Source organism: Actinacidiphila guanduensis (genome assembly GCF_900103985.1).
GTDB classification, from domain to species: domain Bacteria; phylum Actinomycetota; class Actinomycetes; order Streptomycetales; family Streptomycetaceae; genus Actinacidiphila; species Actinacidiphila guanduensis.
In genome coordinates this window covers 303113-323147 of sequence record NZ_FNIE01000004.1, presented here as the reverse complement: position 1 = coordinate 323147, position 20035 = coordinate 303113, and the positions used below count along the sequence as shown (strand labels likewise).

Sequence of the window (20035 nt, the reverse complement as noted above, 5' to 3'; positions counted from 1 at the left end):
ACCGCCGCCACCGCCGCCGCACCAGCGCCCGCGATCGCCGCACCCGCGTCCCCGCCGTACCGCGCCCACCGCTCGGAACGCCCGCACCCCCCGCACCCCCCCCGCCCGCACCGCACCACCGGGACCCGCCCCGCCCGGGGACGAGCCCCGCGACCGGCCCCCGTACCACCCGACCGGCAGCACAAGGACAAGAGAGGCATCAGATGACCGAACGCCATGACGTCGCCATCCTGGGGGCCGGCATCGCCGGCTCGATCCTGGCGTCGGTGCTCGCCCGCAACGGGGCCAAGGTGCTGCTGCTGGACGCCGGCAGCCACCCGCGGTTCGCCATCGGCGAGTCCACGATCCCCTACACCTCCGTGCTGCTGAAGGTCGTCGCCGCCCGCTACGGCGTGCCCGAGATCGGGCACCTGTCGAGCTTCGCGAGCGTGCGCAAGCACGTCACCGGCGCCTGCGGCGTCAAGCGCAACTTCGGCTTCGTCTACCAGCGCGAGGGCGAGGCCCAACGGCCCGAAGAGGTCAACCAGTTCGTCATCCCGAAGATGCTGCACACCGAGAACCACTTCTTCCGCCAGGACATCGACGCCTACATGACCTACGTCGCCGCCCGCTACGGCGCGGTGGTGCGGCAGAACACCCGCATCGAGTCGATCGACATCGACGGGTCGGGCGTCACCCTGGAGGCGGCCCGCGGGGAGAAGTTCCTGGCCCGCTACGTGGTCGACGCCAGCGGCCACAAGGCCCCGGTCGCCGCCCGGTTCGGGCTGCGCGAGGAGCCGACGCGCTTCCGCCACCACTCCCGCTCGCTGTTCACGCACATGGTCGACGTCACGCCCTACGACGAGGTCGTGCGCACCCCCGCCGCCTACGGCAATCCCAGCCCCTGGCACCAGGGCACCCTGCACCACGTCTTCGACGGCGGCTGGCTGTGGGTGATCCCCTTCGACAACACCAAGGACGGCACCAACCCGCTGGTCAGCGTGGGCCTGACCCTCGACCCGCGGCGCCACCCGCGCCCCGACGGGCCGCCGCAGCAGGAGTTCGACGACTTCCTGCGCCGATTCCCCGACATCGCCCCGCAGTTCAGGAACGCGCGCCCGGTGCGCGAGTGGGTCTCCACGGGCCGGCTGCAGTACTCGGCGTCCGGCACGGTGGGCGACCGCTACTGCGTGACCGCGCACGCCGCCGGCTTCATCGACGCCCTCTACTCGCGCGGCATGACCAACACCCTGGAGGTCGTCAACGTCCTGGGCCACCGGCTGCTGGCCGCGATCCGCGACGACGACTTCTCCCGCGAACGCTTCGCCCTGGTCGAGCAGTTGGAGCAGCGCCTGCTGGACGCCAACGACGACCTCGTGCACAGCTCCTTCACCGCCTTCCGCGACTACGACCTGTGGAACGCGGTCTTCAGGGTCTGGGCGATCTCCACGGTGCTGGGCACCTTCAGCCTGCAGACCGCCTACGACCGGCTGCGCCGCTTCGGCGACGTCCAGCCGCTGCTGGAGCTGGAGGACGCCAAGTACCTCGGCTCGCCCTTCCCCACCCACGACGGCACCAACGAGCTGCTGCGTGCCTCCACGTCGCTCAGCGACCAGGTCGAGGACGGCACCCTGGAGCCGCGCGAGGCGTCCCGGCGCATCTTCGACCTGCTCGGCCAGGCCGACTTCCTGCCGCCGCCGCTGCAACTCGCCCGCCCGGAGAACCACTTCTTCCACGCCACCCCGCCGCGGATGGCCCGCACCGCGGCGTGGGCCCGCACCAAGGCGCCCGCGCACATCGCCGGCACCATCACCGGCGCCATGTCCGCCTTCGCCCGCGAGCACGTGCCCAGCCGCGGCTGACCCGAGCCCGGGTGCGGCCGCGCCCGAGACCCCTTCCGCGCGACCGCACCCGACCGACCATGCGACCCGCGCCCGAACCGAGCAGGTGATGGGGAAGATGACCAGCCAACCCGACAACCACGGCGCCACCGCCGGCGGCCGCGCGGCCAGCCACGCGGACGTGACGATCCTGGGCACCGGGATCACCGGCACCCTGCTGGCCGCCGCCCTCGCCCGCAACGGCCTGAGCGTCCAGCTCCTCGGCGAGGACCACCACCCGCGCATCGCGGGCGGCGAGGCCACCCTGCCGTGCACCTCGTTCCTCTACGAGCTGATCGCCGCCCGCTACCGGCTGCCCGAGGCCGCCCTGCTCGCCGACGCGGGCCGGGTGCGCACCGAGGTCTCGCACGCCTCCGGCATCCACCGCACCTGGGGCTTCGTCCACCACGAGGCCGGCCACGAGCACCGGGCCGGGCGCAGCCTGCAGTTCAACGTGCCCTCCGAGCACGGCGAGAGCCACTTCCACCGGCCCGACCTGGACGCCTGGCTGCTGGCGGCCGCCGCCAGGCGCGGCGTGCGGGTGCGCCAGCGGACCCGGGTGGACAAGGCCGTGACCGAGGACGGCTTCGTCCGCCTCGCCCTGGAGTCCGGCGGCGAACTGCGCACCGGCCTCGTCATCGACACCCAGGGCCCCGACTCCGCGGTCGCCCGCGCCATCGGCGCCGAGCGGGTCAGCACCCGCGCCACCCGCACCTACGGCTTCCACGCCGTCGGCGTGCAGCCCTACGAACGCCTCGCCGCGCCCCGGCCCGGCTCCCACCCCTGGTCGCAGGGCACCCTCACGCACGTCTTCGACGGCGGCTGGCTCCAGGTCGGCCACTTCCGCAACGCCGAGGGCACCCCGCCGCCCACCGTGCCCGCCGTCGTCACCCTCTCCCTGGACGCCGCCCACCACCCCGCCCCGGCCGGACACGGCACCCAGGAACTGTGGCGCGAGGTGCTGCGCCACGCCGAGCGCCACCCCGCGATCGCCGCCCAACTCGCCGGCGCCCAGCCGCTGACCGGCTGGATCGAGCAGGACCCGCACTGGCGCGCCTCGCACACCGTCGGCGACCGCATGCTGCTGCTGGACCGCGCCGCCCTCGGCGGCGACCCGCTGCTCGGCCGCGACCTGTACGCCTCCGCGCAACTCGTCCTGGTCGCCGCGGGCGACATACTCGCCGGCGCCCGCGACGGCGACTTCTCGCCGGGCCGCTTCCGCTACCTCGAACGCCTCCAGCACGGCATGGCCGACCGGCACGACGCCCTGGTCGCCGCCGCGCTCACCGCCAGCGGCTCCTTCGACCTGTGGAGCGCGCTGGCGCGGGTCTGGCTGCTCGGCACGATGTTCGACGCGCTCTCCCTCAAGCGCAGCGCCAAGGAACTGGCCGCGGGCGGCTCGGAAGCGGCCCTCGCGGGGCTGCGCGCCGACCCCGCGACCGGCGCCTGCCACCAGAGCATCCCCGAGTACCGCGACCTGCTCGACTTCACCCTCGCGCTGTGCCGGGCCGCGGCCGAGGGCGACCAGAGCCCCCGCCGGGCCGCCGACCGCATCCTGCTGCGGCTGCGCCACGACCGGATCGTCCCGCCGATCTACGGCTTCGGCGACCCCGACGACCTGGAGTACGTGCTGAGCCTGCAGGGCCGGCTGCGCACCCTGCGCTGGGTGCGCGGCCAGGCACTGCCCTCGGTCCGGCGCCTGGTGCGCCCCTACGGCCTGCGCGGCGGCGGGAAGGACCTCGGCCATGACGAGTGAGCAGGGCGCCCCCGCCGGGACCCTCGACGGCACCCGGGACGGCGCGGCCTTCCCCGGCGAGGCCCTCGTCCCCGACCCGGCCGCCATGCGCCGGGTGTGCGGCCACTTCGCCACCGGCGTCACCGTGGTCACCGCGCTCGCCGAGGGCCGGTGGATCGGCGCCACCGTCAACTCCTTCACCTCCGTCTCCCTCGACCCGCCCTGGGTGCTGTTCTGCCTGCGGCACGACTCGCGGCTGCTGACCGCGATCCGGGCCGGCGGCCGGTTCGCGGTGAGCATCCTGGCCGCCGGACAGGGCGGCGTGGCCATGGACTTCGCCGCCGAGGGACTGCCGGCCTTCGACGGCCTGGACTGCCTGACCGGCGCCACCGGCGCGCCCATCCTGCGCGGCAGCGTCGGCTACCTGGAGTGCAGGCTCGCCGAAGAGTACGCCGGCGGCGACCACCGGATCGTCGTCGGCGCCGTCACCGCGCTCGGCGTCCTCGACGACGACGCGGCCGGCCGCCGGGGCCCCCTGACCTTCTACCGCGGGCGGCTCGCCCGGCTCGACAAGGAGTGCGAACGATGAGCACCGAGACCACCGAGCGCGTCGCCGAGGGGGTCTGCACCCTGGTCGACGCCCTCTCCGCCCGCGGTGAGAAGCAGCCCGACCGGACCGCCTACGTCTTCCTGCGCGACGGCGAGCACCCCGAAGCGCCGCTCACCTACGGCGGGCTGGCCGACGCCGCCGCCTCGCGCGCGGCCGCCTTCGTCGCCTTCGGGCTCGCCGGACGCCCCGCGGTGCTGCTCTACCCCTCGGGGCTGGAGTTCGTCCGGACCCTGCTCGGCTGCATGCGCGCCGGGGTGGTGGCCGCGCCCATGCAGGTGCCCACCCGGGCCCGCTCGCTCGCCCGGATGCGGCGGATCGCCGAGGACGCCGGCACCCGGGCCGTCCTGACCACCGCCGCCGTGCGCGCCGACCTGCTGGCCCGGTTCGGCGACGGCCCAGAACTCGCCGGGCTCGACCTGGTCGCCACCGACACCCTGCCGGTCGCCTCCGGCATCGACACCGCGATGCTGCCGCCCCCGCCGGAGCCCTCGGCACCCGCGCTGCTGCAGTACACCTCCGGCTCCACCGGCGACCCCAAGGGCGTGGTCGTCTCCCACGCCAACTTCCTGCACAACGCGCAGGAGACCGAGGAGCTGTGGCCCTGCCGCCCGGGCGGCGTGACCGTCTCCTGGCTGCCGCTCTTCCACGACATGGGCATGCTCTTCGGCGTGGTGCTGCCGCTGCTGGCCGGCGTGCCCGCCTACCTGATGGCGCCCGACGCCTTCATCCGCCGCCCCGCCCGCTGGCTGGAGGCGCTCACCCGGTTCCGCGGCACCCACGCGGCCGCGCCCAGCTTCGCCTACGAGCTGTGCGTGAAGGCCGCGCGCGCCGGCGCCGTGCCCGACTGGGTGGACCTGTCCTCCTGGCGGGTGGCCGCCAACAGGGCCGAACCCGTGCGCTGGCGCACCATCGAGGCGTTCACCGCCGCCTTCGCCCCCTACGGCTTCGACCCGCGCGCGATGTGCCCCGGCTTCGGCCTGGCCGAGAACACCCTGAAGGCCACCGGCGACCGCGGCGACAAGCCGCCCACCGTGCTGTGGCTGTCCGACGACGCCCGCCGCGACGGCCTCGTCGTCCCCGTGCCCGCCGAGGCGCCCGGCGCGACCCCGCTGGTCGGCTGCGGCACGGCGGTGGGCGACACCCTGGTGCGGATCGTGGACCCGGAAGACCTCACCGTGCTCGGCGAGGACCGGGTCGGCGAGATCTGGGTGAGCGGGCCGTGCGTGGCCGGCGGCTACCGCGGCCGGCCCGAGCTGAGCGAGGAGGTCTTCCGCGCCCGCCCGGCCGGCGCCGACGACGGCCGCACCTACCTGCGCACCGGCGACCTCGGCTTCCTGCACGGCGGCGAGCTGTTCGTCAACGGCCGGCTGAAGGACGTCATCGTGCGCACCGGGCGCAACTACTACCCGCAGGACATCGAGCTGTCCGCCGAGACCTGCGCGCCGGGCCTGCACCCCAACTGCGCCGCCGCCTTCTCCGTGGAGGACGGCACCGCCGAGCGCCTGGTCGTCGTGGTCGAGGCCGACGGGCGCACCACCCGCGCGGTGGGCCCCGCCCGGCTGCGCCGCCTGGTGCAGGACGCGGTGTGGGACAACCACCGCCTGGAGGCCGACGACGTGCTGCTGGTGCGGCGCGGCAGCCTGCCCAAGACCACCAGCGGCAAGGTCCAGCGCCGCGCCGCCCGGGGCCTGTACGAGGACGGCACCCTCGCCGCGGCGGCCGTCGGCCCGCGGGAACCGGGGGTCTGACCACCGCCCCCATCCCCGCCGCGGCCACCCCTGCGAGCCCTGTCCCCGCCGTCCCCTGCCGTCCGCGTACCCAGGGAGGTACCAGCCCCGTGTCGGTCACCCCAGCAGCACCCCAAGCGGCCCCGGCCGCGGACGCCGCACAGCCCGCCCGGGACGCACCGGGCGGAGAGCCCGCCGCTTCCGCCGGCACCGCCGCCCGCCTGGCCGAACTCGAGCGCCGCCGCGAGGAGTTGCGCGCCGCCGCGCAGGACACCCCCGGCGTGCGCAAGCAGCACGAGAAGGGCAAGCTCACCGCCCGCGAGCGCATCGAGGCGCTGGTGGACCCCGGCAGCTTCGTGGAGCTGGACGCGATGGCCCGCCACCGCAGCCACGACTTCGGCATGGAGCGGCACCGCCCGCTCGGCGACGGCGTCGTCACCGGCCACGCCACCGTCGACGGCCGCCGGGTGTGCCTGTTCGCCCAGGACTTCACCGTCTTCGGCGGCGCCCTCGGCGAGGTCTACGGCGAGAAGATCCTCAAGGTGATGGACCTCGCGCTGCGGACCGGCTGCCCCATCATCGGCATCAACGACTCCGGCGGCGCCCGGATCCAGGAGGGCGTGGTCTCGCTCGCCTACTACGCCGAACTGGTCAAGCGCCACGTGCAGGGCTCCGGGGTGATCCCGCAGATCTCGCTGATGACAGGGCCCTGCGCGGGAGGCGCCGTCTACGCCCCGGCCATCACCGACTTCGTCGTCATGGTCGACGGCATCTCGCACATGTTCGTCACCGGGCCCGAGGTGCTGCACGCCGTCACCGGCCACCGGATCGACCGCGAGGAGCTGGGCGGCGCCGGCGTGCACAGCACCGTCTCCGGCAACGCCCACCACCTGGCCCGCGACGAGAAGGACGCCTTCGAGTACGTCCGGCTGCTGCTGGGCCACCTGCCGAGCAACAACATGGCCGAGGCCCCGGTCTACGAGCCCGCCGAGCCGGTGGACCTGGACACCTTCCGCGAGGCCGACCTCGCGCTCGACACCCTGGTGCCCGACGAGCAGAACCGGCCCTACGACATGCACAAGGTGCTCGCCGCCGTCCTCGACGACGGCGAACTGCTGGAGGTGCAGCCGCTGTTCGCCCGCAACATGATCTGCGGCTTCGGCCGCGTCGAGGGCCGCAGCGTGGGCGTCGTCGCCAACCAGCCGCAGGTGATGGCCGGCGCCCTCGACATCGACGCCAGCGAGAAGGCCGCCCGCTTCATCCGCACCTGCGACGCCTTCCACGTGCCCGTGCTCTCGTTCGTGGACGTCCCCGGCTTCCTGCCCGGCCTGGACCAGGAACGCGGCGGCATCATCCGCCGCGGCGCCAAGCTGATCTACGCCTACGCCGAGGCCACCGTCCCCACCGTCACCGTCGTCACCCGCAAGGCGTACGGCGGCGGCTACGGCGTGATGGGCTCCAAGCACCTGGGCATCGACGTCAACCTCGCCTGGCCCACCGCGGAGATCGCCGTCATGGGCGGGCAGAGCGCCGTCACGGTCCTGCACCGCAAGGCCGTCGAGCAGGCCGCCGACCCCGAGGCGACCCGCGAACGGCTGCGCGCGGAGTACGAGGAGGCGCTGTGCAACCCCTACCGGGCGGCCGAGCGGGGATACGTGGACGTGGTGGTCATGCCGCGCGAGACGCGCCGCGAAGTGGCCCTGGCGCTGCGGGCGCTGGCCGACAAGCGGGTCACCCGGCTGCCCCGCAAGCACGGGAACATCCCGCTGTGAGCGGCCCGGAGATGCGCGTGGTGCGCGGCGAGCCGGGCGTGGAGGAGCTGGCCGCGCTCGTGGTGGTCTGGGCCCGGCTCACCGCGGCCGCCGGCCTCGCCGCGGCGGGGGAGCGGCGGCCCGGCCGCGGCCCGGCCGGGCGCCCCTTCGTGATGACGGCGACGCCGGTCCCGGGCGCCGACGCCTGGCGCAGGAGCGGCTGGACAGCCTGACGGTACGTCAGGTAGCCACGGTGACGGCGCCAATGGTCCGGTCCTCATTTGTCGGGCTCGGGAGCCAGGGACCGGAGCGGCTTCCACGCGACCGGCAGGATGTTCCCAGGGCCGGTTGTTGATGCGCCGTCAGGAGTGCGCTGTGGCACGGTCGATGACCGTCATCTTCTCCTCCAAGGTGGCCGGCACCTCGTGCACCTGCGCGCTGATGCCCGCCGCGGTCAGCGCCGTGCGGACCGTCTCCGGCGGGGTGTCGGCCAGGCGGACCTGGCGGCCGGCGAGCGTGACCGGCAGCTCGGCCCGGTCGAGGGCGTCGAAGGCGGTGGACCACTGGTCGGTGTCGACCTCGCAGGCGGTCGTGGTGCCGATGATGTCCTTCTCGGTGCCCTCCGCCACCGCCCTGCCGCGCGACATCAGCACCAGCCGGTCGCACTGCTGGGCCTCCTGCATGTAGTGGGTGGTGACGAGGATGCCGGCGCCGCGGTCGGCCTCGGCGTGCACGGCGTCCCACAGCCGGGCCCGGGAGAGCGGATCCACCCCGGAGGTCGGCTCGTCGAGCACCAGCAGTTCGGGGGTGTGCGCCAGCGCGATGGTGAAGGCCAGTTGGCGCTGCAGGCCGAGGCCGATCGCGGAGACCGGCCGGTCGCGGACGGCCTCCAGAGCCGGGGTCAGGTGCGAGTCGGCGGCGCCGAAGGCCGCGTTGGCGAAGTGCAGGTTCTGCGCGACGGTCAGCGCCTCCCAGAGCCCGAGCCCCTGCGGTACGTAGCCCAGGCGCCTGCGGGTGGCGCGGTCGGGGGCCTGCCCGAAGAGCGTGGCCGTGCCGGAGGTGGGCACCGCGAGGCCCAGCAGCAGCTTGATCAGGGTGGTCTTGCCGGCCCCGTTCGCGCCGAGCAGGCCGACGATCTCGCCGGGCCGCACCTGCATGCTCACCTCGTCCACCGCGGCGAAGGAGCCGTAGCGCTTGCTCACGGACGCGGCCTCGGCCAGGGGCCGCGGGCCGGACCCGGCGCTCACGACGCGTCCCCGGAGTGCTGTGCGGCCAGGGTGTAGGCGATCACGCTGTCCTCCATGTCGGCGCTGATCGGCTCCTCGCCGTCGCGGGGCGGTCCGGGGTGCCAGGAGCGTGTCTCGTAGCCGCGCCGCCAGGACAGCTCGGCGGGGCCCGCGGGGGCGCGGCCGGTGGTCAGCGTGCCCGGGGTGCCGGCCAGGATCGCGGCGGGCGCGCCGGACGCGAGGGTGGCGCCGTGGTCCAGGACGAGGCAGGTGGTGGCGCGTTCGGCCTCGTCCAGGTAGGTGGTGGCCATGACGACGGCGGTGTCCTCGGCGGCGGCCCGCGAGATCAGCCGCCACAGGTCGACCCGGCTGACCGGGTCGACGCCGGTGCTGGGCTCGTCGAGCACCAGCAGGTCGGGGCGGTGCAGGATCGCCAGGCAGAAGGCGAGCTTTTGCCGCATGCCGCCGGAGAGGTCCTGCGCCAGGCGGTCCACGGCGCCGGCGAGGCCGGCGGCCGCGAGGAGTTCGGCCCGTCGGTCGGCCAGCGCCCGGCCGCCGATCCGGTGGGCGGCCGCGACGAAGTCGAGGTTCTCGGCCACCGACAGGTCCAGCCACACCCCGGACGCGCCGGTGGGCATGAAGCCGCAGCGCACCGGCGGCGGGGCGGACACCCGGCCCGCGCTGACCCGCACCCGGCCGACCAGGGTGCGCAGCAGCGTCGTCTTGCCGGCCCCGTCGCCGCCGACCACGGCGGTCACCTCGCCACGCGGGGTGGCCAGCGTGACATCGTCCAGCGCGGTGGTGCGGTCCAGCACCACCGTGGCGCCGAAGACGCCCCAGCCCTCCGGCGGGGCCTGCCGCGCCGGGCTCGCCTCCTCGCCGCGCTCGCCGGGGACGGTGCGGCTCATCGGGCCTCTCCCGCCAGCGCCGGGGCCTTGGCGGGCACGGCCCTGGGCGCGCTGGGCGCCAGGTCCCGGCGGAAGCGCAGCACCGCGCCGGAGAAGACCAGCACCGCCATGAAGGCCAGCACCCCCAGCGGCAGGGCGAGCGAGGAGATGGGCGCGTTCCGCAGCATGACCCCGTTGGAGATCATGTTGAAGTACGTCAGCGGCAGGACGTAGCCGATCCAGCGCACCCCGGCCGCCATCGCGGTCAGCGGGAAGATCATGCCGGAGAGCAGGATCTGCGGCATCACCGTCATCAGCGCCATCTGCATCGCCTGCCCCTGGTTCTGCGACAGCGTGGAGATCAGCACGCCCAGGCCCAGGACGACGAAGAGGAAGAGCGCGGCACCCAGCGCGAAGACCGCGACGTTGCCGCTGAACGGCACGCCGAACAGCAGGCAGCCGATCACCGTGACCAGCACCATGTCGACGGCGGCCAGCACGAAGTAGGGCGCGATCTTGCCCGCGATCACATCCGAGGGCCGGAAGGGCATCACCGCCAGCTGCTCCAGTGTGCCGGCCTGCCGCTCGCGCACCAGGCCGATCGCGGTGACGATCGTGCCGATGAAGGCCATGATCATGCCGACCAGGCCGGGCACCATCACCCACGAGGTCTTCAGGTGCGGGTTGAAGAGCACCTGGGGCCTGAGGGCGCCGTTGCTCGCGGCCGCGGCGGCCGAGGCGGACTGCGCGGAGAACAGCTGCGAGCCGTCGATCAGCGCGGTGGGCGGGCCGGGACGGGCCGAGGTGACGACCACGACGGCCGCCTTCTCCGACCGCAGCGCCTTCTCACCGTCCGCGCGCCCCTCGGCGGGCCGCACGGACGTGACGTCAAAGGGCGGCTCGAGCTGCTGCGCCACCTGTGCGGCCTGCGGGCCGACCACCCGCGTCTTGAGGTCGTCCACCCGGAAGTTCGCGGCATAGCCGAAGATCACCAGGAGCAGCAGCGGCAGCGCGATGATCATCGCCATCGTGCGCCGGTCCCGCCGCAACTCCAGGAATTCCTTGAGGATCATCGCCCACATGGCGTCACCAGCCGTTCGTACGGCGGCCGGGGCGGCGTCGAGCCCGTGGCCGCGAAGGATGCCCGCCCGGGTGCCGCCCGTGGACACGCGGGGGGACGGGACCGACCGCGCTTACCGTAGGGGTTCGCGGACCAGAAATGCAACACGTGTTTATTATCGCTAGGCTGACCATGTGACAGGCACAGAACCCGCAGCTCGGAGCGGCTCCAGGCGCGGCCCCGGACGGCCCGCGGGAAGCCGCTCGGGCGACACCGCGACCCGCGCCCGCATCCTGGAGGCCGCGCGGGAGCTGTTCGCCACCCGCACCTACGGCGCGACGACGATCCGCGCCGTCGCCGCGGCCGCCGACGTCAACCCGGCGCTGGTGCACCACTTCTTCGGCACCAAGCGCGACCTGTTCGCGGCCACCGTGCAGCTGCCGGAGGAACTGACGGCTCAGCTCCCCGAGTTGGTGTCCGGTGCCGCGGACTCCGCGGACGACGTCGGCCGGCGCATCGTGCGGCTGTACCTGACGATGTGGCAGGAGCCCGCCACCGGGCACCCGCTGGCCGCCATGGTCCGCACCGGGATGTCCGACCCGGAGGCCGCCGACATCCTCAAGCAGGTGCTGACCCGCACCATCCTCGGTCCCCTGGTGGCCGCCTCGGGCCGCGACCAGCCGGGCCTGCGGATCACCCTGGCCGCCACCCACCTGGTGGGCCTGGCGATGGGCCGGCACATCCTCGCGCTCCCGCCGCTCACCGAGGCGGGCATCGAGCACCTCACCGCGTGCGTGGCACCTGCGATCCAGCACTACCTGACGGGGCCGCTGCCGCCGCCCCCCGAGGCGCCCGCGAGGTGAACGGGGCCTGGGGGGACGGCGGTTCGCGCGGCCCCGAGGTCAGGACGCCGCGTCGCGGAAGGCGCGGATGTCCTGCCAGAGGGTGCGCGGGGTACGGAACATGTCGATGATCTGGAAGTCGTCGGGCAGCACGAGGTCGTAGAGCTGCTCGATCGCCACCATCAGGCCGACCGTGGCCATCGAGCCCAACCCGGCGTCGGCGAGCGGGACATCGGGATCGAGGTCCCCCGTCCAGGCCGTCTCGGCGAGCGCGCCCCTCAGCAGCGCCCCGAACTCCTCGTCCCAGGGCTCGCCTTGTGCGGCGGCTGCCGGGTCCACCGACTCGGCGGCCTCATCCGGTGCGGGGAGCAGGGCGCCGTCCACGGTGCCGGCGGCGTTCAGCGGCCACTGCGCCACCTGGACCAGCACGTCCGGGATGAGCGGGCGGGGCAGTCTGCGCTCGGCGAGGCGGCGGCGGATCGCGTCGGGGTCCCACTGGGCGCCGGGCAGGGTCCGCACATGGGCGACCAGCCGCCGCTCGCCCGCCGTTGACGCGGCCTCGGCGACCCGGCAGTCCAGCACGGAGTGGTCCAGGGCCAGCAACTCCCGCGTCCGATACGGACCGAGCGGCCCCATCGGATCGAGGCGGCCGTCCGGGCGGACACGGGCGAGGCGGCCGGTACGCAAGGGGGTGCCGGCGTGGAGAAGGGCGCCGGTGCGGAGCGAGGTGCCGACGCGGACCCGTACCTCGCCCACGACGCCGACCGGGAGGGGCCGGCCGCGGTCGTCCACCACGTCCAGGGACACCCCGGGCGGCGGGGTGCCGTCGCAGACCGGCGGGACGCCGAGCCCGGCCGGCAGCAGGGTCTCGACGGCCCGGACCTTCGAGCGCAGCAGGTCCACGAGCGCGGGGCCCGCCCCGTCGTCACCGCCGAGGACGACCGCGAGCGGCAAGGGGCCCTCGCCGAGCAGCCGTTCGGCGACGAGCGGGGTGGCCGACAGGTGGGTCACCTCGCCCGTGCCGACGATCCGGGCCAGTTCGGGCAGCGCGCCGGGCAGGGGGCCGCCGGCGAGGACGGCGGTGGCGCCGGAGGCGAGCGCGGCCAGCAGGGCGAGCAGTCCGTCGGGCGACGCGGCGCCGTGGGCGCACAGCCACACCGAGCCGGGCGCCGGGGCAACTCCCCGGTCGGAGAGGGCCGTTCGGAGACGGGCGGCGGCCGCGGCTGCGCCGGTGGGGGAGAACGACAGGTGCGGGGCGGCCGGCGGGGCGTACGGAATGCCGGCCCGCGAGGCCGCGAGGACGGCCGCGGCAAGGTCGAGCGGAGTGGGGGTCCCCGTCGCGGGAGTTGGGGCCGCGGCAGGGTCGCCGGTGGCGTCCGGAACGGCGCGCGCGGTCCCGCCGGGAACGGCCGAAACAGCCGAAGCCGCCTCGCCCGCAACCGTGTTGCCCGCTGCCACCGTCAACGCCCTTACGCGGTCGTCCAATGCGGCGTACGTGACGCGCTGCTCCCCGTACCGCAGCGCGACCGCGTCCGGGTTGGCCCGGACCGCCGCGGTGAACGCGTCGAAAAGCGGCGGCACGTGCGGTGCCGGGTCCCCCGAGCGGTCGAGGGTCGCCAGGACACCGCGTTCGGCTGCCGGGAGGCACGCGGCCTGTGCGCTGCCCTCGGGGCCGCGGGACATGTGCTCCAGCACCGAGCGGTAGAGGGCCAGCAGGCGGCGGGCGGCGGCGCGGCTGAGGCGGTGGCTGGTGGTGTTGACCTTGAGGATGCCGGAGATGGTGAAGACGTGCAGCGCGAACTCGTTGTCGTTGTCGTTGTACGTGGCGTCCCAGTCGAAGAGCGACTGGTCGACCTGCCGGAAGTCCAGGTAGTTGAAGAACACGTCGAGCAGGCGGCCGCCGGGGCCGAACTCCTGCTGCACCATCTGCATGGGGAAGACCCGGTGCGGCCACAGCGCGGTGAGCGCGTCGTGGACCGCGCGGACCAGGTCGCCCCAGGTGCGGGCGCCCGAAGGCATCGCGAACGGCAGGGTGTTGAGGTACATGCCGAGCACCTGGTCGGCGCCCACGGCCTCGGGCCGCGCGTCGCACACCAGGCCGGTGTAGAAGTCCTCGGTGGCGGTGACCGCGCTCATCACCTTCATGTGCGCGGCCAGCAGCACTGCCTTCAGGGAGGTGCCGGTGGCGGTGGCGAGCCGGCGCAGGTCGTCCTCCAGGTCGCGGAAGTCGACCAGGTCCTGGTAGCGCTCGCGCGGCAGCGAGCGGTCGCCCTGCCAGGACGCGGGCAGCGCGGTGTCGCTGCGGCCGGCCACCACCGCACGCCAGAAGTCGCGGTGCTCCTCCGACGCGCGGGCGGCGTGCTCGGCGGCCACGTAGTCCGCGTACCGGAAGGGCACCGGGGCGGGTTCGGCGGGCGCGTGCCCCGCGGTCAGCTCGCGGTAGCCGGTGAGGATCTCCATCAGCATCGTATGGAAGCTCCACCCCTCCAGGATGGGGTGGCACTCGGTGATGGTGATCCACCACTCGCCGGCGCCGGTCGCGGTGTGGGCGTGCACGCGGATCAGCGGGGCCCGCGCGATGTCCATCGGGGAGCTGCGCTCGGCGGCGGCGTACTCCTCCAGCAGCGGCCGCCAGCCGCCGGGTCCGAGCGGGCCGTGGGCGGAGCGCCCCACTTCGATCCGGGCGGCGGCGTGCACGAGTTGGAGCGGCACCGAGTAGGTGCCGAGGTCGAATCCGGTGCGCAGCACCTCGTGCCGGTCCACGACGCGCTGGGTCGCCTGCTGGAGCGCCGCGTGGTCCAGCGGCTCGGGGTCGCGGACGAGGTAGGAGGTGGTGTCCTGATAGGTGTTGACGTCCGGGCGGGCCCGCAGCTCGATGATCATGCCGAGCTGGGTCGCGGTCAGCGGATAGGCGTCCACCACGTCGGCGGGCAGGGCCGCCCGATCCTGCGGGGCCAGCAGTGCGAACGGCTCGACGGCCGGGGGGAGTACGGCGGCGCCGTCCGCGCCGGCGGGCCGCCGCGCGCACCAGGCGGCCAGTTCCTCGGCGGTCTGGTGGGCGAAGACATCGGCGGCCGAGACGTCGAAGCCCTCCGCGCGAAGGGCGCCGGCCAGTGCGACGGCGCGCAGGGAGTCGCCGCCGGCGTCGAAGAAGTTGTCCTGCGGCCCGGCGGCGCCGAGTTCGAGCACCTCGGCCCAGATGCGGTGCACGGTACGGGCGGTGGCGTCGTCGGGCACGGCGTCCGCGGAGCCGGGCGCCGCAACGGCCTGCGCGGGCACGGGTGTCGGCGCGGGGTCCTCGGCGTCCTCCGGCAGAGGCGCCAGCGGCGCGTCCGGGTGCGCCACCAGGTCGGCGATCAGCGTGGACCAGTCGTCCGCCCAGGCGCGGGCCGTGGGCTCCTCGACGAGCGCGGCCGCGTACTCCAGCCGGGCGTGCAGGCCGGCCCCGTCGGTGGCCGCGTGCAGGGTGAGGTCGAACTTCACGTCGGGCGGCAGCGCCGGGCCGACCCGCTCCACCTCCAGCCCGGCCAGGCGGAAGCCGCCCGGGCCGCCCGCGTCCTCCATGTCGAACGCGGCCTGGAACAGCGGGTTCTCGTCCAGCCCACGCGAGGGGTTGACCTCCTCGACCACCCGCTCGAAGGGCGCGAAGCGGTGGTCCATGGCGTCGAGCACCGCGGTCCTGGCCTCCCGGACCACGTCGGCGAAGGTCTGGCCGGGGGCGCGCTGCGAGCGGACCGCCACGGTGTTGACGGTGTAGCCGATCAGGCCGTCCATGTCAGGCGTGCGGGTGGAGACCGGCACGCCCACCGTCACGTCGCCGCAGCCGGTCAGCCGGCCGAGCATCACGTGGTACGCAGCGAGCAGCACCATGTACGGGGTGGCGCGGTGCGCCGCGGCCAGCGCGCGCACCCCGGCGGCGGTCCCCGGGGCGATGGCGAGGGCCACTTCGGCGCCGCGCCGGTCCGCGCGCCCCTCGCGCGGGTGGTCCAGCGGCAGCGGCCGCCCCCGCGCGCCGCCGAGCACCTTGCGCCAGTGGTCCAGATGCGGCCGCAACGCCGCCTCCGTGCCGCGCTGCTGCTCCCGGAGGGCGAAGTCGGCGTACTGCGGCGGCGGTTCGGGCAGCCGCGCCGCGACTCCCGCCGTCTCGGCGGCGTACAGCGCGTCGAGTTCGGCGGCCAGCACGCGGTAGGAGTCCTCGTCGCAGGCGATGTGGTGGACCGAGACGACCATCAGGTGCGACGTCGGGGACAGCCGCAGCAGCGTCACCCGCAGCGGGTGGTGGCGGGTGAGGTCGAAGGGCCGGCCGCGCTCCCAGGCCGCGATCTGCTCGGCCCGCGCCCACGGGTCGGCGGCCTCCTCGTCGGCCAGGTCCACCGTCCGCAGCGCGAACGGGCCCGGCGGGTCCACGAGTTGGTGCGGCTGCGCGCCGGTCTGCGCGTAGCGGGTGCGCAGGATCCCGTGCCGCTCGGTGACGCGCTCCCAGGCGCGGCGCAGCGCCTCGGTGTCCAGCGGGCCGGACAGCCGCAGGGTCCAGGTCATCAGGTAGGCGCGGTCGGCGGGGGCGAGCTGGTGCAGCAACCACATCTGCCGCTGGCCGGAGGACAGCGGCAGTGGGCCGCTCGGCTCGGCCCGCTCGGTCGTCCGCGGCCGCCGGGTGGGTGCGGACACCATCACGCGTCCCTCTCTGTCGGTCCGCCGGGTGCGGCGGGGGAGTCCACCAGGGCGGCCACGGGCTCGCGGCCGTCCTCCTCGCCGCCGGTGCCGGGCGGGCCGGCCGGCAGCAGGTCGCCGACCCTGGCGGCGAGGTCGGCCGCCGTCGGCCGGTCGAAGAAGGCGCGCATGGACACCTCCACGCCGAAGGCGTTCTGCACGCCCCACAGCAGCCGCGCCGCGAGCAGCGAGGTGCCGCCGGCGGCCATGAAGTCGTCGCCGGGACCGAGCGCGGGCTGCTCCAGCAGCTCGCGGACCAGCCCGAGCACGGTCTCAAGACGGCCGTCGTCCACTTCCACGTCGGGCCCTTCCGCCGCGGTGCCCGCGGCGCTCTCGGCCGCCTCGGCGGCGGTGGTCGGCAGGGTCACCGAGCCGATCGGCAGCCGCGGGTCGGCGGCGAACCGCGCGGCCAGGTCCCGCAGCCGTGTCGCCAAGTCGGCGGCCACCGCGGTGCCGTACAGCTCGGTGGAGAACTCCAGCGCGCCCCCGTAGCCGCCGTCCGGCCGCGGCCACAGGGTCAGCGCGAGGTCGGTGCGGGCGACCTTCCAGGCCCGGCCGAGGATGCCGAGGTCGCGCTCGCGCGGCACCTGGCCGATCATGCCGTCGCCGACCAGCGCGAAGAGGTTCTGGAAGAGCGGGGTGCGCGAGGGGTCGCGGGCGGGCAGCACGGCGTCGGCCACCGCCTCGAAGGGCGCGGCGTGGCGGGCGAACGCCTCGCGGCAGACGCCGTCCACGGCGGCCACCGCCTCGGCGAAGGTCGCATCGGGGGCCAACTGGGTCCGCAGCACGACCGTGTTGAGGAACAGCCCCACCACGTCGTGCAGTTCGGGACGGGTGCGGCCCGCGTGCGGGGTGCCGACGGTGAGGTCCCAGGCCCCGGAGGTCCGGGCGAGCGCCACCGCCCACAGCGTCAGCAGCACCACGTACGGGGTGGTGCCCGCGCGGCGGCCGAGCGCGAGCAGCGCTTCCGCGGATGCGGCGGGCAGGTCCACCACGACCGCGTCGCCCTCGATGCCGCGGACCGCGGGACGCGGCCGCATCCCGGGCAGCTCCAGCTCGGGGGCGTCCGCCAGCGTCTTGCGCCAGTAGGCGAGTTGGTCTGCGAGCACGTCCGCGGTCAGCTCCGCGCGCTGCCAGGCAACCGCGTCGGTGTAGCGCACCGCGGGTGCGGGCAGGTCGGGCACGCCCCCGTCCGCCAAGGCGGCCACGCTCGCCCGCAGTTCGCGCTCCAGCAGGTGGGAGGACCATCCGTCGCCCACGATGTGGTGGCACACCACGAGCAGCAACTGCTCGGCCCCGCCGTCCCGGATCAGCGCCGCCCGCAGCAGCGGCGCCGCCGCCAGGTCGAAGCCGCTGCCCAACTGCTCGGCTACCGCGTCCGCGACCTGCTCCGGCGACGTGTCCACCCGGCGCAGCACCACCGGCACGTGCCCGGGCGGCTCCACCACCGCGAACAGCCCCTCGCCGTCCATCGCGTACCGGGTGCGCAGCACCTCGTGCCGGGCCACCGTCCGCTCCACCGCGTCCTCCACCACCGCGGCGGGCACCTCCGCGGGCAGCCACACCAGGATCGGCAGCAGGTACTCCCGGCTGCGCGGGTTCATCCGGTCCAGCACCCAGAACCGCTCCTGCGCGTGCGACAGCGGCAGCCGGGCCCCCTCGGCGAGCGCGGCCACCGGCGCGGCCTTCCCCGCGCGGGCCAGCAGCTCCGCCTGCTCGCGTACGGTCGCGGTCCGGTGCAGCTCGGCCAGGGGGACGTCCCGTCCGGACGCCTGCCCCAACAGGGCCGCCAGGCGGGTGAGCTGGAGGGAGTGGCCGCCCAGCCGGAAGAAGTCGTCGTCCAGGGTGAGGGGCGGGTCCGCGGCGGGAAGGCCGAGCAGGGTGCGCCAGGCGTCCAGCACCATGCGCTGCTCGGCCGTCGGCCCGCCGGCGTCCTCCGAGGCGTTCTCGCCGGTACCCGCGCCGGCCCGCGGGGCGCCCGACCAGTCGGGGGCGGGCAGCCGGCGGTGGTCCGTCTTGCCGCTGCTCGTACGGGGCAGCGCGGCCACCTCGGTGACGACCGCGGGCACCAGCGCGGGCGGCAGCCGGTCCCGCAGGTACGCGGGCAGCGCCGCCGCGGTGCCGGGCGCCGAGACGACCGCCCAAGCGGCGAGCCGGCGGATGCCGCCGGGTCCCTCCACCGCGCGCACGGCCGCCGCCACCACCGCGGGGTGGGCCTCCAGCGCGGCCTCCACCTCGCCGGGCTCGACCCGGACCCCGTTCACCTTCACCTGCTGGTCGGCCCGCCCGGCGAACTCGTACCCCCCGTCCGGGCGCCTGCGCACGAGGTCCCCGGTGCGGAACATCCGCGCCCCGGGCGGCCCTTCGGGATCGGGCACGAACCGCTCGGCGGTCCGCACCGGGTCCCCGTGGTAGCCGCGCGCGACCCCGGGCCCGCCCAGGTACAGCTCGTAGAGCCGATCGGCTCCGGCGGGGCCGGGGAAGCCCGCCGCGTCCCCCGAGAGGGCCCCCGTCGGGCGGGTGGCACCGGTATCCCCAGCGGCACCGGCATGCCCCGCGTCCCGCGCCGCCTCCGCGGCTCCACTGTCGCACGCCGCGTCTCCCTCGCCCCCGACCTCGCTCCCCACCGGCACCGCCACCACCCGGGACCGGCCGAGCGGGCGGCCGATCGGGACCGGGCCCGCGGTCTGTGCGGGGTCGTAGCGGTGGGCCAGGGCGTCGATCGAGCACTCGGTGGGGCCGTAGGTGTTCCAGATCTCGACGTCCACCCGGTCCAGGACCCGGCGGCACAGCTCCGCGCCCAGCGGCTCGCCCGCCGAGCAGACCGTCCGCAGCTCGGTGCAGGCCGACAGCTCGGGCTCGGCGGCCAGCAGGCGCAGCATCGTGGGGACGACCTGCACCACCGTGGCGCGCTGCTCGCGCAGGGAGGCGGCGAGTTCGGCCGGGTCGCGGCCCGCGCCGGGGCGGCCGTAGACGACCGGGGCCCCGCACACCAGCGGGCCGAACAGCTCCCAGCCGGCCGCGTCGAAGGTCAGCGGCGTCTTCTGCAGTACCCGGTCGCGCGGGGTCAGCCCCAGCGCCTCCACCCCCCACAGCACCCGGTGGGCGATCCCCGCGTGCTCGACGACGACGCCCTTGGGCGTGCCCGTGGAGCCCGAGGTGAAGATCACATACGCGGCCTGGCGCTCGCCGGTGGGCAGCGCCGGGGTCCGCGGGTCGCCGACGGCCAGCAGTTCGGCCACCGGGTGGGCGGGCGCGCCCAGGTCGTGGCCGGGGACCTCGTCCACCACGACGGCCCGCGCGCCGGCCGCGAGGACCGTCTCGCGCTGCCGGGCGGGCGGCGCGAAGGGGTCGAGCGGGAGGTAGCAGGCGCCGGCCAGCCAGATGCCCAGCAGCGCGGCCACCAGGTCCGGGCCGGGCGGCACGAGGAGGGCCACCACGGACTCGCGGCCGGCGCCCATCCCGCCGAGGGCGCCCGCGATCCGGCGGGCCGAGTCCTCCAACTCGCCGTAGGAGAGCGCGCCGGAAGGCGCGAGGACGGCGGGCGCGTCGGGGTGCGCGGCGGCCCGGGCGAGGAACAGCCCCGGCAGCAGCGCGGGCCCCAGGGGCGGCAGCAGGGTGTCCACCG

12 protein-coding genes are annotated in these 20035 nt (G+C 75.4%); 7 read left to right on the top strand and 5 right to left on the bottom strand.

What is annotated here, in order from left to right; translation table 11 throughout:
* Window positions 1-203: 203 nt before the first annotated feature.
* From BLR33_RS10465 to BLR33_RS10440, 6 genes are all read left to right on the top strand, one after another.
* Window positions 204-1841, top strand: a complete 1638-nt coding sequence (locus BLR33_RS10465) for an NAD(P)/FAD-dependent oxidoreductase (RefSeq protein WP_093784058.1) — start codon at window positions 204-206, stop codon at window positions 1839-1841.
* A gap of 97 nt (window positions 1842-1938) precedes the next feature.
* Window positions 1939-3615: an NAD(P)/FAD-dependent oxidoreductase gene (locus BLR33_RS10460; protein ID WP_093784057.1), complete on the top strand. Its 1677-nt coding sequence runs from the start codon at window positions 1939-1941 to the stop codon at window positions 3613-3615.
* Window positions 3605-4183: a flavin reductase family protein gene (locus tag BLR33_RS10455; protein ID WP_093784056.1), complete on the top strand. Its 579-nt coding sequence runs from the start codon at window positions 3605-3607 to the stop codon at window positions 4181-4183. Before BLR33_RS10460 ends, BLR33_RS10455 begins: the two co-directional genes overlap by 11 nt.
* A complete protein-coding gene (locus BLR33_RS10450) occupies window positions 4180-5952 on the top strand; it encodes a fatty acyl-AMP ligase (protein WP_093784055.1) in 1773 nt (590 codons plus the stop codon). Before BLR33_RS10455 ends, BLR33_RS10450 begins: the two co-directional genes overlap by 4 nt.
* 200 nt (window positions 5953-6152) lie before the next feature.
* On the top strand, window positions 6153-7703 hold the full coding sequence (locus BLR33_RS10445) for an acyl-CoA carboxylase subunit beta (protein ID WP_245771347.1): 1551 nt from the start codon (window positions 6153-6155) through the stop codon (window positions 7701-7703).
* Window positions 7700-7915 (top strand): acyl-CoA carboxylase epsilon subunit, encoded by a 216-nt coding sequence (locus BLR33_RS10440; protein ID WP_093784053.1) that lies wholly within the window; start codon window positions 7700-7702, stop codon window positions 7913-7915. Before BLR33_RS10445 ends, BLR33_RS10440 begins: the two co-directional genes overlap by 4 nt.
* A 129-nt stretch (window positions 7916-8044) precedes the next feature.
* On the opposite strand, the gene BLR33_RS10435 is transcribed toward BLR33_RS10440, so the two are convergent.
* Genes BLR33_RS10435 through BLR33_RS10425 form a run of 3 tightly spaced genes read right to left on the bottom strand, consistent with a single transcriptional unit; the run spans window position 8045 to window position 10964 of the window.
* A complete protein-coding gene (locus tag BLR33_RS10435) occupies window positions 8045-8929 on the bottom strand; it encodes an ABC transporter ATP-binding protein (protein WP_218136636.1) in 885 nt (294 codons plus the stop codon).
* Window positions 8926-9816, bottom strand: a complete 891-nt coding sequence (locus BLR33_RS10430) for an ABC transporter ATP-binding protein (RefSeq protein ID WP_093784052.1) — start codon at window positions 9814-9816, stop codon at window positions 8926-8928. Before BLR33_RS10430 ends, BLR33_RS10435 begins: the two co-directional genes overlap by 4 nt.
* Window positions 9813-10964 (bottom strand): ABC transporter permease, encoded by a 1152-nt coding sequence (locus tag BLR33_RS10425; RefSeq protein ID WP_218136635.1) that lies wholly within the window; start codon window positions 10962-10964, stop codon window positions 9813-9815. Before BLR33_RS10425 ends, BLR33_RS10430 begins: the two co-directional genes overlap by 4 nt.
* Before the next feature lie 85 nt (window positions 10965-11049).
* On the opposite strand from BLR33_RS10425, the gene BLR33_RS10420 reads away from it, so the two are divergent.
* Window positions 11050-11718 carry a TetR/AcrR family transcriptional regulator gene (locus BLR33_RS10420; protein ID WP_093784050.1) on the top strand — a complete coding sequence of 223 codons (669 nt, stop codon included), beginning with the start codon at window positions 11050-11052 and terminating at the stop codon, window positions 11716-11718.
* A gap of 39 nt (window positions 11719-11757) precedes the next feature.
* On the opposite strand, the gene BLR33_RS10415 is transcribed toward BLR33_RS10420, so the two are convergent.
* Window positions 11758-16368 (bottom strand): condensation domain-containing protein, encoded by a 4611-nt coding sequence (locus BLR33_RS10415; RefSeq protein ID WP_093784049.1) that lies wholly within the window; start codon window positions 16366-16368, stop codon window positions 11758-11760.
* Window positions 16368-20033, bottom strand: a complete 3666-nt coding sequence (locus tag BLR33_RS10410; RefSeq protein WP_093784048.1) for a condensation domain-containing protein — start codon at window positions 20031-20033, stop codon at window positions 16368-16370. The genes BLR33_RS10415 and BLR33_RS10410 overlap by 1 nt, the downstream gene beginning before the upstream one ends.
* Window positions 20034-20035 lie beyond the last annotated feature (2 nt).

Bases quoted from the DNA above. Each gene is read 5' to 3' on its own strand.
- BLR33_RS10450 (WP_093784055.1), top strand. From the start codon at position 4,180: ATGAGCACCGAGACCACCGAGCGCGTCGCCGAGGGGGTCTGCACCCTG.
- BLR33_RS10430 (WP_093784052.1), bottom strand. From the start codon at position 9,816: ATGAGCCGCACCGTCCCCGGCGAGCGCGGCGAGGAGGCGAGCCCGGCG.
- BLR33_RS10460 (WP_093784057.1), top strand. From the start codon at position 1,939: ATGACCAGCCAACCCGACAACCACGGCGCCACCGCCGGCGGCCGCGCG.
- BLR33_RS10415 (WP_093784049.1), bottom strand. From the start codon at position 16,368: ATGGTGTCCGCACCCACCCGGCGGCCGCGGACGACCGAGCGGGCCGAG.
- BLR33_RS10465 (WP_093784058.1), top strand. From the start codon at position 204: ATGACCGAACGCCATGACGTCGCCATCCTGGGGGCCGGCATCGCCGGC.
- BLR33_RS10455 (WP_093784056.1), top strand. From the start codon at position 3,605: ATGACGAGTGAGCAGGGCGCCCCCGCCGGGACCCTCGACGGCACCCGG.